Below are 14,971 nucleotides of genomic sequence, written 5' to 3'. Positions count from 1 at the left end.
TGGGGGAAATCACATGTTAGAAATTATAAATTTTAGCAAGACATACAAAGGTGGCAAAAAAGCAGTAGATCAGTTAAATATTACTGTTCAAGCAGGAGATATCTTTGGATTTATTGGGCATAACGGTGCGGGGAAAAGTACAACAATTAAGTCGTTAGTTGGAGTTATAGATTTTGAAGAGGGTGAAATTTTTGTTGATGGATATTCAGTAAAAAAGGATCCGATTGCATGTAAGAGAGTAGTGGCGTATATTCCCGATAATCCAGATTTATATGAGCAATTAACAGGAATTCAATATTTAAACTTTGTTGCGGATGTGTTTAAAGTGTCTGCAAAAGATCGGGAAAAGGAGATACAAAAGTATGGAGATGCTTTTGAGATTACACCGTACCTAGGTGATTTAATATCTTCTTATTCACATGGTATGAAACAAAAAGTGGCGATTATATCAGCGGTTTTGCATAAACCGAAATTATTAGTTTTAGATGAACCTTTCGTTGGTCTTGATCCAAAGGCTGCTGTAGTGTTGAAAGGTATTATGAAGGAGCTTTGTGAAAAGGGAAGCGCGATTTTCTTTTCTACGCATGTTTTAGATGTGGCGGAGAAGTTATGTAATAAAATAGCGATGATTAATAGAGGGAAATTAGCACTTTCAGGGGAAGTGAATTCTTTAATAAAGGAAGGATCATTGGAAGAGCTCTTTATGAAGGAGCTTGCTAATGAATATTAGTAGTCTAGGTCTTTTAAAAATCCGCTTGATAACGCAGCTTGGTTTAAATACTTTTAAATACGAAAAAGATAAGAAAAAGAAGCAGAATAAGATTTTACTGACAGCATCTATTGCCTTGGTGGGTGTCATGTTAATGCTATATTGTGGGGCCTCGGCATATGGATTGGTGAGACTAGGAATAAGTGAAATTATCCCAGTTTATGCACTAGTTATTAGCAGTGTATTGACGTTGTTTTTCACTATATTTAAGGCAAATGGAGAGATTTTTGCTTTTAAGGATTACGATCTTTTAATGTCATTACCGATTCGTGTAAGTACGGTTATTACAAGTAGGTTTTTGTATTTATATTTGCTGAATACGATCTTTTCAATCATAATCATGCTACCAATGGGAGTTGTTTATGGCATACATGAGAGGCCATCAGTTTCTTTTTACTTTATGTGGTTCATCAGTATGTTTATAGCATCTTTAATTCCAACAACAATAGCAGCGATTTTTGGAGCTGCTATTACGGCAATCGCTTCTAAATTTAAAAATACGAATAAAATAACTACGACTTTAAGTTTTATAGTAATTATTACATTCGGTTTCTTTATGCTAAAAAGCGGAAATGCTCAATATAGTCTTAATGATATGAACGGAATAGGTGCAATTATTTCAGAGCAACTAACTAAAGTGTATCCATTAGCTAACATGTTTCAAAAAGCAATTGTTCATGCTGATATTGTAGCTTTCATCCTGTTTGTTGGGATATCGGTTATTTGGTATTATCTTTTTGTAAAAAGCCTTTCGTTAAAATATAAGCAAATAAATACAGAGATTACCACTTATCATATGCTTTCAAATTATGAAATTCATAGCATGAGAAAAGAAAGTGTATTGGCCGCATTGTATAAAAAAGAACTGAAGCGTTTCTTTTCTTCTACAGTGTATGTGGTAAATAGCGGAATGGGAGTTGTGATGGCGCTAGCTTTCGCACTAGCTATAGTTGTAGTAGGGCCAAGTCAATTAATAGCGTATCCTGGAATAGAGGCCCTGTTGCAAAAGGTTGCGCCATTTGCTATTGCAGCAGCGATTTCGATGACGTGTACAACATGTGTATCATTGTCATTAGAAGGAAAAAATGTATGGATTATTAAGTCGTTGCCTATAGCGCCAAAGATGATTTATGACAGTAAAATTCTTATGAATCTTTCATTAAGTATACCTGCATCACTTATTAGTGCCGTATTACTAATAATAGGGTTAAAACTAGATGTTTGGAGTTCTCTTTTCATCGTAATAACACCGATAACATATTCATTCTTTTCGGCAGTATGGGGGATTTTTATTAATAATCGATTTGGTTATTATGATTGGGTATCAGAAACTCAAATAGTAAAACAAAGTGTAGGATCGTTTGTCGGCATGTTTGGTGGTTTAATTACGGCTGTTATACCAGCCGTATTAATCGGTACTGCTACAATCTCGAACTACAGAGTATTTACTTTTGGAGTTGTTATAGTACTTACGATTGTTACTATTTTCTTGTATAAGAACGAGTCGAGAAGAAGTATAAAGTGAAACTTTAATCAGTGGGGGTTTTGTTCATCCCCACTGATTATTAGCCCGACTCCCACCTAACTTCTTTGCTCCACCTGAATTTTGAGGTGGGGGTTTTACTGCCCACAAATAGCGGGATAAAATAAGAAGCTGCTTTTCCTTTAAAGAGGAAGAGCAGCTTCTTTATTTTGAAACAGTTTAGATCCTTATATTACTTTTTTAAAACAGGTACCCATATCTCGCTTCTGAAATTCGGCGGGGATACATCTTTACTTTCATTCCATAAAAGTTCTGGTCCTTCCGCTAGCTCATAGTTCGAAGAGGGGAACCATTCAGAATAAATACGCCCCCATACATTTTGTAATGCATCAGGGAATGGACCGACAGCTTCAAATATAGCCCATGTTGAAGCTGCGACTTCAAGTTGTTTGAATTGCTTTGGACAATCTTTTGTTGTAGCTACTCCAATATAGTGATCGAGTTCGCCTTTTTCCTCCATTCTTCCTTCAGAAAAATTCGTAGAAGCACTAATAATTCCGGTAGGTTCAATATTTGAAAGGGACTTTAATGTTTCGATTGATTCGCTGTCTAAACTTTTCCACATAGAAGCAATTTCTTCGTTTACACCGTTAAAAACAATCGGTACTCGTTTTTGTATACCAATGATTTGAAATGGCCCTTTTTCTTCAATTCGATAGTTCATTTCATTTCCTCCTTGAATGGATAGTTGGAAGGTCATTGGTGAATAAGCTTTCAAAGAACGAATTGTACTTCGAGCTTCTGAAGGCGTTATTCCGTGCAAATTTTGAAATGCACGTGTAAATGAATCTGGTGAGTTGTATCCATATTTTATAGCGACATCAATGACTTTTACATTGCTATCTTTTAGTTCAAAGGCAGCAAGGGTAAGACGTCTACAGCGAATATATTCTGATAGTGATATGCCAGCTAGAAAAGAAAACATTCTTTTGAAATGATATTCGGAGCAGAAAGCTATTTTTGCGACTTCTTTAAAATCAATTTCGTGTGTAAGGTTGTCTTCAATATACTGCATTGCCGCATTCATATTTTTAAGTGAATCCATTATATGACCTCCTTTGTATATAGAATATCAGGAACGAAATAGCTCCATCCGACATTTCATGCACAACTTTGTGGGGGCATTTTTAACCTTACAAAATTGTAATGTTCCTGTAAGGAGAATGAATGGATGGCATGATATCCCGATGTTATAGTAACAAAGTACTTTAGTACATTAGGTTAAATTCTGATGTCTTTACTTATGTGCCTTACATAACTGTCATGTTTGTGTAAGAAACATCGATAGTGGCAAGAGTAGAGAGTGTATATAGTTGAAAATAGAGAATAGAAGAAATGAGGGATGTCGAGATGAAAACAGTGTTAGAAGCAAAAAATATTGAAAAAGTATATGACACAGGTGGGAATAAATTTGCAGCTTTAAAAGGTATTAACTTACAAGTAAAAGAAGGTGAGTTCGTTGGAATTATGGGACCTTCTGGTTCGGGTAAGACGACTCTTTTAAATGTTCTTTCTACAATTGATAATGCGACGAACGGTGAGATTTTAATTGATGGAAAAGACATCGTGAAGATGAACGATGATAAGCTAGCGTTATTCCGCCGTGATCATTTAGGGTTCATTTTCCAAGATTATAACTTATTAGATACGTTAACGGTGAAAGAGAATATTGCGTTACCTCTTGCGTTATCAAAGGTGAAAGCGAGTGAGATTGATCGCCGCGTTCTTGAAATCTCAAAGAAATTCGGTATTGATCATATTTTAAGTCAGTTCCCATATCAAGTATCCGGTGGACAGAAGCAGCGCTGCGCAGCATCGCGTGCGATCGTTACAAGTCCTAGTATGATATTTGGGGACGAGCCGACTGGAGCACTTGATTCTAAATCAGCGACAGATTTATTAGAAAGTATGAAGTCGTTAAATGAATATGATAATTCTACAATTTTAATGGTAACGCATGATGCGTTTGCGGCTAGTTATTGTAAACGAGTTATTTTCATTAAAGATGGTGAGTTATATAAAGAATTACACCGTGGTGAATTAACACGTAAACAGTTCTTCCAAAAAGTCGTTGACGTAATGTCTTCCATTTCTGGAGGTATGGCTGATGACCTTATCTAGCATTGCCCTCCGCAACATACAGCGGAACTTTAAAGACTACTTTGTATATTTTGCATCTATGATATTTAGTATCGTAATTTACTTTACATTTAAAGCACTGCAATATAATTCACAAATGGAAAAAGCAGCGGAAGCATCAAAAAAGATTAGCGGTGCATTCCAAGTTTCCAGTGTAATGCTAATCATTTTCGTAGCAGTGTTTATTATATATTCGAACGGTTTCTTTACAAGAAAACGTAAAAAAGAAGTTGGGCTATATTCGTTACTTGGTATCCGAAAAAGACAGATCGGTAAAATGCTCTTTTATGAAAATATGTTAATGGGATTAATGTCTTTAATTATCGGGATTGCGATCGGTAGCGTCCTTTCGAAACTATTCCTTGAACTACTAGTAAGTATGATGGGATTAAACTTAAATGTTCATTTTGAAGTACCGATGGCTGCGATTATTGATACAGCAATTATTTTCTTTGTGATTATTTTATATACATCACTTCAAGGGTATCGTTTAATTTATCGCTTTAAGTTAATTGAACTTTTCCGCGCAGAGCGTGAAGGAGAAGCAATGCCAAAAGGATCCGTAATTATGGCGTTAATTTCAGTTTTCTTAATCGGCTCAGGTTATTTCTTAGCGTTAATGTTTATGAAGGCAGTTATGTATGCAAACTTTATGGCAGTCGCACTTTATATATTACTTGCGACAGTATTAGGTACGTATTTACTATTTATGTTCTTTACAGTATTCGTATTGAAACGTGCAAGAAATAATAAATCATCGTTTTATAACGGTATGAATATGATAACGACGTCACAGTTACTATATCGTATTAAAGGAAATGCAAAGTCACTTGCGACAATTTCTATTTTAAGTGCAGTAACATTAACGGCGGTTGGTACGTCAGTTACGATGTATTACAACACATTTACACAATCAAAAGCAGTTGCACCATACAGCTACTCTTATGAGAAGAAAGATGCAGAACTAGATAAGAAAGTAAATGCGATTTTTGCTGAAGAGAAAGAGAATCACCCTGTAAAAGATCAATTTGAAGTTGAGATGGTTCCTGTAAAAGGAAAGTTTGAAGGAGCTAAAGTCGATTTCATCTTTAATATGAACTACAGTATCTCAGAGAAATATCAATTTATATCTCAATCTGAATTCAACAAACTTGCGAAAAAAATCGATGCGGAAACAGTGAATATAGCTACTGGAGAAGCATTTATATATGATAGTTCTTATATTGAAGGGTATGAGTTTAGCCCTGAATATAAAGGAAATAAAGCGGTATTCCAAATTGGAAATGAAACGAAGACATTGACGATCCAAGGTGCAAATAATAATGCAATTACGAACTTAGGTGAATTAGTTGTTGTCGTTTCAGATGAAATGTATGAACAGGCGAAGCAAGCATTTGGAACACGTGTTGTAAAAAATATTGATGTAAAAGATGAAAGAAGCAGTAAAGTATTAACAGAAAAATTAACAAAAGTGATGCCAGCTAGTGAATCAGAAATGGCACCACCATTTAGAGACTTCTATACTGGTTTCCATATGGGACTTGAAGCAACTGGACTAATGATGTTCATCGGAATGTTCTTAGGACTTGTATTCTTACTAGCAACAGGTTCTATTATTTACTTCAAACAGCTAACAGAAGCAAGTGCAGATCGTGAGCGTTACGTTGTCCTTCATAAAGTCGGTGTAACGAAACAAGAAATGAAAAAAGCTATTGCAAAACAAGTGAGCTTTATCTTTGCAATTCCACTAGTAATCGGAATTCTACACAGTTTGTTTGCATTAAAAGGTTTAGGGAACATACTACCATTTGAAATTATGATTCCGCTTCTAATTAGTATCGGAGTATACAGCGTTATTTATATCGGATATTACTTCTTAACAGTTCGCTCTTATTATAAGATTGTGAGCGCGAAGTAATGAAAGAGTTGTTTTATCTTAGTAAAAAAGCATCCGACTAACATGTTAGTCGAATGCTTTTTTGTCTATACGTGAGCTTTATTTTCGTCCGAACTATCAAACATGTCCATTACTTTAAAAATACCTTCCAATAGCAAGGTACATAGAATAGCGAAAATTAATACGGCATGAGGTGATAATTCAACTGATGTGAAGTTAAGGTCTGCCAACAAAAAGTAACCTACATAAAAACTTAGAAATGTGCTAACAGCCGAAAGTGTAAATCCTAAAAATCCTAATTCCTTTAATTTTCCCTCAGATAATTTACATAAACGTAAAACAATAGAGAAGAGAATTCCTACTATGAAAAATCCCATACATAATGCGAACAATGATATTATGCTTGGATACTTAACTTCATCGGGTATCCACTTTTTCATTCCCACTATTAAAAATGTAGGGACAAGAATAGGTAATAAAAGTGGTAGCACTATTTGTATAGCTGCAAATAATGCATTTGATTTATTATCGTTTTGATTATTCATAAAGCCTCCAAAAATGATTTCTATACTAATTCCAAATATCTTAGAGCATTCTAACATAAAAATAGTAACTTCGCTATACAAAATCGGAGTAGGATCATGATCATTCATGGTAAATAAACAAGATGCCTTACTCGTATATGTTCGAGTCGTTTATCCTTGTAATTCAATTTTCATATCTGCTTATAGTAAATAAGGAGATTTCCTTCATCTTCATAAAATCTTAAGAAATCTCCTCAATTTTTGTTAAGAAACGATAGTTATACTTAAACACAAGTTGAAAACTATTGAACGAATGGAGAGAAGTTACATGCAGCTCATAACATTCTTAAATGAATTTATTAAACATCCGAAACATACTGGTGCGATTGCGCCAAGTTCAAAGATATTAGCAAAGAAAATGGTAGATGTAATTGATTTTAATAGAGCGAAATGCATTGTAGAGCTAGGGCCTGGTACAGGAGCCTTTACGAAAGAAATTATAAAGAGAAAGAAGAAGGAGACAATATTTCTTCTTATTGAAATTAATGAAGTATTTTTCAAAGAGTTAAAGAGAAAATTTAAAGATGAGCAGAACGTGATTGTTATACACGGCTCAGCGGAAAATATAAAGAAGTATATGGAACAATTGAATATAGAATGTATTGATTACGTCTTATCGGGATTGCCTTTCACTTCTTTACCAGAAGAGGTTTCAAAGCGCATTTTAAACAGTGTAATGGAAACGATACATGAGAATGGAGAATTTATTACATTCCAATATTCACTTGTGAAAAAAGGATTTATACAGCATTTCTTCCCTGAAATTACACTAGAAAAAGTGTGGTTCAATTTCCCACCAGCTTACGTCTTTAGCTGTAAAAAAGAGCTAAGGGGAGCATATGCATAATGGAGCTACATGAATTAATGTCATACATTGAGCAGTATGGTTATTGGGCACTATTTTTTTGTTTATGGCTTGGTATTATCGGTATGCCGATTCCAGATGAAATGATTGTAATGAGTGGTGGTTTCGTATCATCATTAGGCATATTAAATGTAATTCCCGCTTTTGTCTTAACATATTTAGGCGTTGTATCAGGGCTTTCTTTAGGTTATATAATAGGAAAAGTATTTGGTACGAAAGTACTTGATAAGCTAATGAAAAAGAAAAAAGCAAAATATCTTTTAAAATCGCAACAGATGGTTGAAAAATACGGTCATTATGCGTTAGTTACAAGTTATTTCATACCTGTTGTAAGACATATTGTGCCGTATTTAGTTGGAATGAATAACATGTCATTTAAGACGTATGCTTTATATTCCTATACGACAGGGTTCGTTTGGACACTTGTTTATTTTGTGCTCGGTTCTTTATTTGGACAACATATTGAAAGTATTGTAGCAGTTGCGATAAAGTATGGCGCGTATTTTGGCGGGATTGTTTTTGTTATTGCGAGTGGTGCTTATTTGTATAAGCAAAGAAGAAATACAGTGATGAGTAAGTAGAATAGAGGTTTATACTTAGGGAGAGTTATTTTGTAGAATAACTCTCCCCTTTAATGTAATAGCTTCTTATTGCTTACATTAGGCATTGTCTGAAATACAATTATATAAATTGTTAATATGATTGTATTGATCAGATTGGCTAATATAGTCATAAAATCACTTGATGGAGTGATAAGAACAAAGATTGAAAGTGCGGCAGAAGCAAGTGGAATGAACTTTTGTAGCGTAGTTAACTTTCCATCTTTATGAAGCTTCGAAGATTGAAAGAAGCAAAGTAAGAAAATAAAGGATGTAAATAATAATCCTAAATATCCCCATCCATCTTCAATATACCAAGGTAAAAAGCTCATTCTCGATGTGAAAATAAACAAATTAAATACTAAGGTGCTAATGATTAACGTATTTAAAATCGTGATATTTGTCTGTTTTTTCATTTGAATTATACTCCGAAATTTATTTTATTGAGACGAGTTTGCCATTTCCGTAAATCTTTGTTCAATGTCATCCAATTCGAATGAATGACATATTCTGCGGTCTTCTGTATCTAAAATTCTATAATGTTGTGATAAAATATTTTGTTGGATTTGGTAACCGTTTAATTCTTTTATTTGTCGCCACCATACTTTTCCTCCTAAAGTCTTCGGGAAGTTCGTATTGTAGTGTGTAAAAGCGATCGTTTTTATAATTTCATTCACATCATCCCCGAATGTCATTTGGACTGTATCGCTCTGTTCGAAGAGTGTTACGACACAAACTGCGCCTGCCCATGTTAGCGTGCGTCTACCCTTTTCAATTCTACTAATGTTTTCTTTGATAAACCAATAATTTCTGACATTTTATCTTGTGATAAATCGCTCTCAACACGAATGAGTTTTAATTTTGAATTGACTAATCCAATAAATTCTTGCTTGTCCATCATACATCTTCCTCTCTTGTATGGTGTAAAAATGTCAATAATGGTGTAAAGGGTCACTTTTTATTTTTTTGATCTTGCTAATTAATAGTTCCCTTTTAGTTTAAGAAAATGTTAAGAAACCGTACAAGTTTTTATTAAGAAATACACTCTATATTTAGAAACGTCCTATAGAAAAACATAATGAAAGGTGGAATATAGATGAAAAGATTTATCCTTGCATCGTTACTTGTCATCATGGCAGGAGCGGTATATTTATTAAATGGGAGCGCTAAGCTAGATCAAATGAATCCCTTTCTTGATATAGAGGATCATTATGCAATAATTGATACAGATGGCAAAGAGTTAGGTGGAGATAAAGGTCGTGAATATAAAGTGAAAGCTTATGATGAAAATGGTAAGGAAAAAGAAGTTACAATCGATGGAGTAGATGAATTACAAAAAGGTTCGTACTGGCATGTGCTTACTAGAGGCGAGTTCTTGCGTGATAAAGTGCAAGTAACGATAGATAAAATTCCTGATGGGGCGAAGGCTAAGTTAGGACTGTAAGTATAAAACTGATTCTTAATGAAGGAATCGGTTTTGTTATTTTATGGTAAAGTGTAGTGGGAGGGGGCAAGAATGATGCTACTCATTGTTAGTCTTATTTTAATTGGATTTATGTGTAGTATGAGAATAGTATCCTTACATAGGATAGAGCGACAAAAGATAGAAGAACGATATGTATATTGTCCAAAATGTGATGCGAAAATTAGGAGAGGCAATTCTGCTCCTTTTTGTTCGAAATGCAATGTAACATTTTAACTATAAAAAATCCAAAATCACTTTGTATGGTTTTGGATTTTTTACGTTGAAAAATCACATTGCGATTTCAGAAAAATGAAAGAGAAAATGATGTTCTCTTTCGCTTTTTTAGTTAAAATAGGGTGTACATAGCAAGGTTTAAATGGAGTGTTATATTTGGAAATTCTTATCATAGTAGGGTGCCTATTAATAGGCATCATTTTTATTGGTCTAAGTATTTATAGGTTTGTAAAATAAATAAAAGAAAAAGATTCAAAAAAAGATAAATGGACAGTAGTATCACAAAACATTCTAGGGCTATTTTGTGATGCGCTGCAGGGAGGTGCACCGTTCTACTTTTTAATTGGTGCGCTCTTTTTTGTAGTGGGGCTTTTATTTCTCTATATGGGAATGGGATGGGTTGAAATTGATTAGTTGGCGCTAGAGAATCAATTATATATTCGTAGAATTAAGAAGGAGAGAGTAAATGCCGATTATAAGAGATATCCGATTAAGTTTTCTAAAGAGAAAAGAGAATATAAGCAGTCTAGAGATATTACAATCAACATCCTCGAGTAACTATGAGGAAGAGATATCTTTTTTAAAAGAAACGAGCTGTATTACTTCTTTATACGAGCGACATATGTCAAAGTTAAGAACAGACTATGAAAAAGTTATCTTGATTTACTGTGTGGATGATATTTCATTATTAAATCAGTGGGAGAAGAAATATCGAATTTTTCCTGAATATATGAATGTGTTTGTAGAGTGTGGGAGTGTAAAGGATTTTCCATATTTATCAGATAGAGAGAAAAAAGAATTAGCACTTCAAATCGTTCATACTGAAATGAAGAGTTTAGCTGTGGAATGTGATTGGGATATAGAGATGTTAGAAAAGGCATACAATAAGGTACTGGATTTGGATTATAAAAATGAACTTGTATATATAAAGAAGAGTAGTCCGAATAAAAAATATGTATGTAGTATAATTTGGCAGCATGAAGTGGCTTATGCTGATATGTACTTAGAAATAAGGGAGTATAGAACGAGACGATTAATCAAAAAGGAAAAGCTTATGAGAGAAGAAGATATGTATAAAATGTCTAATTATGTTAGTGACGTGGCTTGGAAGTTAAACCATAAAGTGATGTTGATGAACGACAAAGGAAAAACTATGTGGATGTTAACCTTTTTAGAGAAAAACAATCCAGATAATTTAGTTTGGAAGATGGAAAGAATTGAGGAAAGTTGATAAAAAAGAGCTTGAAACCATTCAAGCTCTTTTTTATTACTATTTATGTCCTAAAATACGCTCAACCTCATGCACACTTAATTTACTTGCCTTAGTAATCGTTTCAAGTGGTATACCAAGATCATACATATTTTTAATCATTTGAATTTTCCCCTGCTGAACCCCTTCTTTTCGACCCTTTTCAATGCCTTGTTCAATCCCTTTTTTTATTCCTTGTTCCATTCCTCTTTTTATTCCTTCTGTCTCTGCGTGGGCGAATTTTGCTGCTTCATCCATTAAAACTTTCTCCCTTGCGTCATAGGCTTGTCGGAAAGAAGAATCTTGACTCATACGTTCCCATTTATTTATCGCTTTTTGTAAAATAGGATCTTGGTTCATAGCAATATCCTCCAATGTTTTAGTTAAGTGCTCATCCTCATTTGCTGAAAGTAATAAAAGCCAACGAACAAATGGATCTTTCCACGGATTTACTTTTTCTTCATGCCATTGTTCTGTTAACTTTGGGATTTCTACAATGTGAATTTCTATGTCGTCACTTAGGAGTTTCTGTTGTTGTGTATTCCATAATATACTCGTTGAATGGAAGGCGTTTTGTTCTGAAAACATTATGAAGTTTAATAAATTTATGGTGATGGTTTTATCCCGCATTAACGGGCAGTAAAACTCCCACCTCAAAATTAGGCGAATGCGAGGAAGTTAGGTGGGAGATAGCTGTCCGTAAATGCCCGATTGGTTCAACTAATAATCAGTGGGGGATGGACAAAACCCCCACTGATTAAAGTTTCACTTTATGCAGTGAGCTATATGGCATGCCCTTTTGTAATTGGGATGTGTATAATTTTCCCCAATAATATAAACTACGTTTTATCATATCGTGATTATTATTGAGCTGTATTTCTACATTTACTTTTGTTCCTGTGTTTAATGTCGCTGAAATGTCTAAAATAGATAACTTATCCTCTTCATATTCCCGATGTAAATGTGGATCTTCTAGTTGTAGAGAAGCAATGGGCGACTCTAAAGACTCTTGTAACATAGCGTTTAAAAATGCAATTAGAATATCTTCACTACCATTCGTACCAAACAATTGTTTAAATGCAAAATCAATGCGTAAATTAACTAACTGTTGGTTGAACACAGTTTTTTCTCTCCCTTGTATCAGGTTGCTTCTTTCCTTCATTGTATCTAAAAAGAACTGGGGCATGCAAACAGACCCTTCTGCTATTTTATTAGTAGTATTATTAGAAAATAAAAGGCAAGTATGTCTATGTTATACTCTAGTGAAATTGAATTTTTTCAATCAGTAGCTGCTACAATAGAGAAGAAAGATCCAAGTGTTATTGTGAATAAGGATTCTAATACACATTGGAAAAATTGGATGGATTTTGAGTGTGAATGAAATTTAAAGGATAGGAGAACTCATAATAGATGAAAAGAAGAAAAAAGTCCAGAGAAAAGATACAAATGAACCGATTTACATTCCCTTTATGTTACGGAAGTGAAGCACCATCTTATTACTACGAGGTAGCGGCTCATGAAAGAGAGGGACGCTTCCATTTAACATCAGATCTTTGTGTAATGGACGATGAACATTATTTTATTAGAGGCTGTTTAGAGATTCCTATAATTGATTACCACGAAAATTTCATCTGGACTGTGTGGGTATCACTTAGTAAAGAAAGTTATGATCAAGTACTAGAAGAGTGGGATGAGAGAGGACGAGAGCATAGTGATCCTCATTTTGGCTGGTTATCTGTAGAAATACCAGTTTATCCAGAAACACTAAATTTAAAGACAAATGTACATATAAGAGAAGTTGGAATGGCACCGTATGTTGAATTAGAGCCAACCGATCACCCTTTAGCGATAGAACAAAGAAATGGAATTACTTTAGAGAGAGTGAAAGAAATACAAGAAATTATACAACGACATAATTAGATTAGAAGAAAAAAACGAGTGATATCACTCGTTTTTTTCATTACACAATATTAGGATTATAAATCATCGTAAAGTGTCCTTGTAACAATTCAATATGACACGGTGTATGAAGTGAGCTTTCTCCATCTGTATCTACTTCTTTTTCTTCTTCTGTTTCAATATGAATGGATTTCGCTTTTACATGGAAGATGTCATTTTCATTTGAGTCTTCAAATAGTTTTTTTCCGATATAATCTTTAAACGCTTGAATGCCTGTTGATTTGACTACGAAAATATCAAGTGTTCCGTCATCACATTTTACGTTCGGAATAAAGGATGGGATACCCCCGAGATATTCACCGTTTCCAACCATAACAAGGACAGCTTCGTCTTCATATACTTGTCCGTCGTAAGTGATTTTTACTGGGAATGGTTCAGCGTTTTTTACAGTTCGAATGGTGCTTAAATAGTAACCAATTTTACCAAGCTTTGCTTTCTCTTCTGCATCGATATTGTTTGATACTTCAGAGACGAGTCCAATACCCCAAAAGTTTAAGAAGTGTTGTCCATTTGCTTTTGCGACATCGATTGGTTTTATATGTCCTTTTGTAATGAGTTTTGCTGCTTCTGCAATATTTTGCGGAACGCCGAGTGTGCGAGAGAAGTCGTTGCAAGTTCCGCCTGGAATGATTGCAAGTGTAGGTCTAGTTTCAAGAGGGGCTAAGCCATTAGTGCATTCAAATACAGTTCCGTCACCACCAAAGACGATAATTAAATCTACTTTACTAGCAAACTCTTGGCAATATTTTGTTGCATCACCTTGTTTTTTCGTATGAAGGATATGCAGGTCAGGAAAAGCTGCCGCAAGAGGTGGTACGATTTTTGTTAAGTTCGTATGTAAATCGCCTTGTCCTGCTTTCGGATTTACGATGAGGAGTACTTTTTCAAATTTTGTCTTTGTCATTTTTATTCTCTCCCTTTGTCTTTTACGAATCGTGATAGAAAATAAACTTCCATCAATAATTGATGGAAGTTTACTCTATTTATATTACTCCGTTACAACTGAAGCGATAAATGGTAAGTTACGATATTTTTCTGCGCAGTCGATACCGTAGCCAACGATAAATTCGTCTGGAATTTGGAAGCCAACATATTCAGCTTTTAAGTCCACTTTACGGCGTTCAGGTTTATCAAGTAACGTACAGAATTTCAATGCTTTTGGTTTATGCATGAAGAAGTGATCTTTTAAGAAGTGAAGTGTTAAACCAGAATCGATAATGTCTTCTACGACAATTACGTTTTTTCCAGTAATGTTTACATCGATATCTTTTAATAGTTTTACTTTTCCAGTTGTTTCTGTTTGATTTCCGTAGCTAGATGCAGAGATAAAATCGATAGTTACTTCGTTTTTAATATGACGAATTAAATCAGCAGCGAATACGAAAGATCCTTTTAATACAGCGATTACAACGATTTCTTCTCCTTCAAAATCACGTTCGATTTGAAGTGCTAGTTCTTTTACTTTTTCTTGTAATTGTTCTTCAGAAATTAAAGTGTCTTTTATTTCAATTTTCATTTGAATCCTCCTACAGTGTAAAACTTGTGAACATTTCGACTGTAAAGGATAGAAAGAAAAAAGTCAAAGAAGATATAAGGTTTTTACAGAAATGCCCACAAAATAGTCAGATGATATGATATACTGATCATATTAAGAAAACGCTTCCGTGA

The 14,971-nt window shown here is 34.2% G+C and carries 16 protein-coding genes and 3 pseudogenes; 11 read left to right on the top strand and 8 right to left on the bottom strand.

The window, feature by feature from the left end; genetic code table 11:
- Positions 1-13 precede the first annotated feature (13 nt).
- Together JFT95_RS21860 and JFT95_RS21855 are read left to right on the top strand one after the other, a co-directional pair.
- The gene (locus tag JFT95_RS21860) at positions 14-730 is read left to right on the top strand and encodes an ABC transporter ATP-binding protein (RefSeq protein WP_002167491.1); all 717 of its coding nucleotides are present in this window, start codon (positions 14-16) and stop codon (positions 728-730) included.
- On the top strand, positions 720-2,294 hold the full coding sequence (locus JFT95_RS21855; RefSeq protein ID WP_201053252.1) for a permease: 1,575 nt from the start codon (positions 720-722) through the stop codon (positions 2,292-2,294). Before JFT95_RS21860 ends, JFT95_RS21855 begins: the two co-directional genes overlap by 11 nt.
- Before the next feature lie 190 nt (positions 2,295-2,484).
- Here JFT95_RS21855 and JFT95_RS21850 read toward each other — a convergent pair whose 3' ends face one another.
- Entirely contained in the window at positions 2,485-3,357 is an 873-nt protein-coding gene (locus tag JFT95_RS21850; RefSeq protein ID WP_201053250.1) for an AraC family transcriptional regulator, read from the bottom strand.
- Between the two features lie 305 nt (positions 3,358-3,662).
- On the opposite strand from JFT95_RS21850, the gene JFT95_RS21845 reads away from it, so the two are divergent.
- Entirely contained in the window at positions 3,663-4,433 is a 771-nt protein-coding gene (locus JFT95_RS21845) for an ABC transporter ATP-binding protein (protein ID WP_000859658.1), read from the top strand.
- Complete coding sequence (locus JFT95_RS21840) at positions 4,420-6,369, top strand: ABC transporter permease (protein WP_201053248.1); 1,950 nt, start codon at positions 4,420-4,422, stop codon at positions 6,367-6,369. Before JFT95_RS21845 ends, JFT95_RS21840 begins: the two co-directional genes overlap by 14 nt.
- A 65-nt stretch (positions 6,370-6,434) precedes the next feature.
- Here the strand turns inward: JFT95_RS21840 and JFT95_RS21835 are convergent, their stop codons facing one another.
- Positions 6,435-7,001: an epimerase gene (locus tag JFT95_RS21835; protein WP_201053246.1), complete on the bottom strand. Its 567-nt coding sequence runs from the start codon at positions 6,999-7,001 to the stop codon at positions 6,435-6,437.
- Between the two features lie 199 nt (positions 7,002-7,200).
- On the opposite strand from JFT95_RS21835, the gene JFT95_RS21830 reads away from it, so the two are divergent.
- Positions 7,201-7,779: a class I SAM-dependent methyltransferase gene (locus JFT95_RS21830; RefSeq protein ID WP_002129619.1), complete on the top strand. Its 579-nt coding sequence runs from the start codon at positions 7,201-7,203 to the stop codon at positions 7,777-7,779.
- A complete protein-coding gene (locus JFT95_RS21825; RefSeq protein ID WP_002191018.1) occupies positions 7,779-8,378 on the top strand; it encodes a DedA family protein in 600 nt (199 codons plus the stop codon). Before JFT95_RS21830 ends, JFT95_RS21825 begins: the two co-directional genes overlap by 1 nt.
- A gap of 50 nt (positions 8,379-8,428) precedes the next feature.
- Here the strand turns inward: JFT95_RS21825 and JFT95_RS21820 are convergent, their stop codons facing one another.
- Positions 8,429-8,812 carry a hypothetical protein gene (locus tag JFT95_RS21820; protein WP_002129618.1) on the bottom strand — a complete coding sequence of 128 codons (384 nt, stop codon included), beginning with the start codon at positions 8,810-8,812 and terminating at the stop codon, positions 8,429-8,431.
- A gap of 24 nt (positions 8,813-8,836) precedes the next feature.
- A pseudogene (locus JFT95_RS21815) lies at positions 8,837-9,294 on the bottom strand (transcriptional regulator).
- 198 nt (positions 9,295-9,492) lie between these two features.
- Between JFT95_RS21815 and JFT95_RS21810 the strand changes: the two are divergent.
- The 3 genes from JFT95_RS21810 to JFT95_RS21800 all read left to right on the top strand — a co-directional run bounded on the left by JFT95_RS21810 (position 9,493) and on the right by JFT95_RS21800 (position 11,326).
- Positions 9,493-9,840 carry a YxeA family protein gene (locus JFT95_RS21810; RefSeq protein WP_002129615.1) on the top strand — a complete coding sequence of 116 codons (348 nt, stop codon included), beginning with the start codon at positions 9,493-9,495 and terminating at the stop codon, positions 9,838-9,840.
- 75 nt (positions 9,841-9,915) lie between these two features.
- The gene (locus tag JFT95_RS21805; protein ID WP_033709536.1) at positions 9,916-10,095 is read left to right on the top strand and encodes a hypothetical protein; all 180 of its coding nucleotides are present in this window, start codon (positions 9,916-9,918) and stop codon (positions 10,093-10,095) included.
- Positions 10,096-10,561: 466 nt separating this feature from the next.
- Entirely contained in the window at positions 10,562-11,326 is a 765-nt protein-coding gene (locus JFT95_RS21800) for a hypothetical protein (RefSeq protein ID WP_002129612.1), read from the top strand.
- 39 nt (positions 11,327-11,365) lie between these two features.
- On the opposite strand, the pseudogene JFT95_RS21795 reads toward JFT95_RS21800, so the two are convergent.
- Both JFT95_RS21795 and JFT95_RS21790 read right to left on the bottom strand, forming a co-directional pair.
- Positions 11,366-11,965: pseudogene (locus JFT95_RS21795) on the bottom strand (Rpn family recombination-promoting nuclease/putative transposase); the annotation flags it as partial.
- Between the two features lie 151 nt (positions 11,966-12,116).
- A pseudogene (locus JFT95_RS21790) lies at positions 12,117-12,464 on the bottom strand (Rpn family recombination-promoting nuclease/putative transposase); the annotation flags it as partial.
- 123 nt (positions 12,465-12,587) lie between these two features.
- Here JFT95_RS21790 and JFT95_RS21785 point away from each other — a divergent pair.
- Both JFT95_RS21785 and JFT95_RS21780 read left to right on the top strand, forming a co-directional pair.
- Positions 12,588-12,725 (top strand): DUF7003 family protein, encoded by a 138-nt coding sequence (locus JFT95_RS21785; RefSeq protein WP_002167499.1) that lies wholly within the window; start codon positions 12,588-12,590, stop codon positions 12,723-12,725.
- A 29-nt stretch (positions 12,726-12,754) separates the two neighbouring features.
- Positions 12,755-13,264 (top strand): DUF2199 domain-containing protein, encoded by a 510-nt coding sequence (locus JFT95_RS21780; RefSeq protein WP_105589939.1) that lies wholly within the window; start codon positions 12,755-12,757, stop codon positions 13,262-13,264.
- Positions 13,265-13,304: 40 nt separating this feature from the next.
- Here the strand turns inward: JFT95_RS21780 and JFT95_RS21775 are convergent, their stop codons facing one another.
- Both JFT95_RS21775 and hpt read right to left on the bottom strand, forming a co-directional pair.
- Complete coding sequence (locus JFT95_RS21775) at positions 13,305-14,207, bottom strand: diacylglycerol/lipid kinase family protein (protein ID WP_002167501.1); 903 nt, start codon at positions 14,205-14,207, stop codon at positions 13,305-13,307.
- A gap of 84 nt (positions 14,208-14,291) precedes the next feature.
- A complete protein-coding gene (hpt, locus tag JFT95_RS21770; protein ID WP_000687586.1) occupies positions 14,292-14,819 on the bottom strand; it encodes a hypoxanthine phosphoribosyltransferase in 528 nt (175 codons plus the stop codon).
- Positions 14,820-14,971: the final 152 nt, after the last annotated feature.

Source organism: Bacillus sp. TH17, from assembly GCF_016651125.1.
Taxonomy (GTDB): domain Bacteria; phylum Bacillota; class Bacilli; order Bacillales; family Bacillaceae_G; genus Bacillus_A; species Bacillus_A mycoides.
Note: the sequence above shows the minus strand (reverse complement) of the source record. Positions and strands in the feature narration are given on the sequence as shown.